Origin of the sequence: Mesorhizobium sp. M2A.F.Ca.ET.067.02.1.1 (assembly GCF_004023285.1) — a bacterium.
Lineage (GTDB): Bacteria > Pseudomonadota > Alphaproteobacteria > Rhizobiales > Rhizobiaceae > Mesorhizobium.
In genome coordinates this window covers 1-2,067 of the sequence record NZ_RZSB01000925.1, presented here as the reverse complement: position 1 = coordinate 2,067, position 2,067 = coordinate 1, and the positions used below count along the sequence as shown (strand labels likewise).

At 61.8% G+C, this 2,067-nt stretch carries 3 protein-coding genes and 1 pseudogene; 1 reads left to right on the top strand and 3 read right to left on the bottom strand.

What is annotated here, in order from left to right:
* Positions 1 to 227 precede the first annotated feature (227 nt).
* Together EOA28_RS33780 and ykgO are read right to left on the bottom strand one after the other, a co-directional pair.
* The gene (locus tag EOA28_RS33780; RefSeq protein ID WP_127250540.1) at positions 228 to 848 is read right to left on the bottom strand and encodes a hypothetical protein; all 621 of its coding nucleotides are present in this window, start codon (positions 846 to 848) and stop codon (positions 228 to 230) included.
* Between the two features lie 168 nt (positions 849 to 1,016).
* Complete coding sequence (ykgO, locus tag EOA28_RS33775) at positions 1,017 to 1,142, bottom strand: type B 50S ribosomal protein L36 (RefSeq protein ID WP_040974291.1); 126 nt, start codon at positions 1,140 to 1,142, stop codon at positions 1,017 to 1,019.
* A gap of 244 nt (positions 1,143 to 1,386) precedes the next feature.
* Here ykgO and EOA28_RS33770 point away from each other — a divergent pair, with 244 nt between their 5' ends.
* Positions 1,387 to 1,809 carry a lysozyme inhibitor LprI family protein gene (locus EOA28_RS33770; RefSeq protein ID WP_126080821.1) on the top strand — a complete coding sequence of 141 codons (423 nt, stop codon included), beginning with the start codon at positions 1,387 to 1,389 and terminating at the stop codon, positions 1,807 to 1,809.
* A gap of 4 nt (positions 1,810 to 1,813) precedes the next feature.
* Here the strand turns inward: EOA28_RS33770 and EOA28_RS33765 are convergent.
* Positions 1,814 to 2,067 (bottom strand): annotated as a pseudogene (locus EOA28_RS33765) (5-(carboxyamino)imidazole ribonucleotide synthase); the annotation flags it as partial.

Sequence of the window (2,067 nt, the reverse complement as noted above, 5' to 3'; positions counted from 1 at the left end):
GCTTATGAGGCCGTCGTCGAGCGTAAGGCCGAGGAACTTCGCCACATCAAGACAGAGGCCTCAAGCCCGTTGCGCGCATCCGGTTAGAGCAATTCCAGGAAAAGTGTTCGCGGTTTTCCGTCCGGAATTGCGTCAAAACAAAGAGATAGAGCGGTTCGCCGTTTCCGTGAAACGGTGAACCGCTCTAGCGCGACGCGCTTTAAGATGAAGAAACGCACGTAAGCGCGTCAGATGCCCTCGCCGGCGAGCTCTTCCGAAAGCGTTGAAACCTGGTCCTGGGCGCTGCGCATCATCGGATAGATCGCCAGCACCTTTTGCCAGGCCTCCAGCGCCGACTGTTTGTGGCCGGTCTCGGACATGATCTGGGCCAGGCCCGAGAGCGCGCCGAAATGGCGCGGCTCGAGCTGCAGGGTGCGGTCGATGTCGGCCATCGACTTCCCGTAATTCTTCATCAGGAAATGCACGGTGGCGCGCCGGTTCCAGCCTTCGGCATAGTCGGGCTGCAAGGTCACGACCTGGTCGAGGAAATCGAGCGCGACGTCGAATTTCTGGTCTTCCGTCGCCTTTTGCACCCATTGCATCATCAGGTCGATCGAGGCGCTGCCCGACTGGTTCCATCCGTTCCAGATGCGGCCGGCGATGCGCTCGGCGGCCTTCTCGTTGCGCTCGCGCTTTAACTCGGTGAACAGCTGGTCGAGGCGACCCTGCCTGGTTGGAGCGGCCGGCGGAGGTGTCGCGGCGGGCGGCGCGGCATCTGGAGGCAACGCGCCCGGAACCGTTTCTGCTCCTGCAGGCAAAGCTGCGCCGGAAAGCAAAAAGGCGGCGAAAAATGCAAAACGAATCCCCATCGCCGGAATCTAATCCCGGACGGCGGATCGTCCAAATGATTTTAGCGTGCGATAGCCGGCGAACCGGCAATCAACAACAAACGGGCGCGGCGTAGTCTCTTTGCGCATGTCGTTGCCCCAAAACCGCTTGGCGCGTTTGGGCGACATGCACTAAGCCGCGCGCAAGCGTCAGCCCTGGCGCGCCTTGTAGCGCGGAGCGGTCTTGTTGATGATGTAGATGCGTCCCTTGCGGCGAACCAGCCGGTTGTCGCGGTGACGCGCCTTGAGCGCCTTGAGCGAATTCTTGATCTTCATGGTCTTGCCTGTTCGGTCAGGGCCCGTCCCGGGCCGAATTTTAAAGGCGCGCCCGAAAAAAGCGCGCCTTTGAACTTGGCGAGGCTCATAAACGAGGAGTCTCGTCCGTGTCAACCACGTGACGGTGTCCGAACAAGGGCAATTGGCGCGATCCGTCAAATATTCGCCATCCCTACCGGCCACGGCATTGCGCGACTCGAGGTCGACTGGAATGGTGTCCACACCCAAGCGACTGGAGATTCCCATGCGCGGTCTTTTTCTGCCCGCCTGTCTTGTTCTCCTGGCGACCGCCCCGGCAGCGTTTGCCGAGGACTGCGACCGCAGCGACGACAGCCAGTCGATGCTGAACATCTGCGCCGATGCCGACTACCAGGCGGCCGATGCCAGGCTCAATGCCGCCTATAAGAACATCGTCAGCAGCAACGATCAGGCCTCGAATAGGCTGCTGCAGACGGCGCAGCGGGCCTGGATCGCCTTTCGTGACGCCGAATGCGCTTATTCGACCGCCGACAGCGAGGGTGGCTCCATCCATCCGATGGAGGTGTCGCAGTGCCTGACCAAGCTCACCAACGAGCGCTTGAAGCAGCTCACCTCCTCCGCCAACTGCAAGCTGAGCGATCCGAGTTGCGCCGGCTCCGACGCGGGCGGCGACGAGGATATGCAATAGAGCGTTATGGCTGCCTGATAAGGCGCGTGAAATGGCCCATCTTGCGGCCGGGGCGCGACTCGGCCTTGCCGTAGAGATGCAGCATCAGGTCGGGTTCGGCGAGCAGCGCCGGCACTTTCAGCATGTCGTCGCCGATCAGGTTTTCCATCACGCAATCGGAATGCCGGGCGGGCGAGCCCAGCGGCAGGCCGGCGACGGCGCGTATATGCTGCTCGAACTGCGAGATGACGCAGGCAGCCTCCGTCCAGTGGCCGGAAT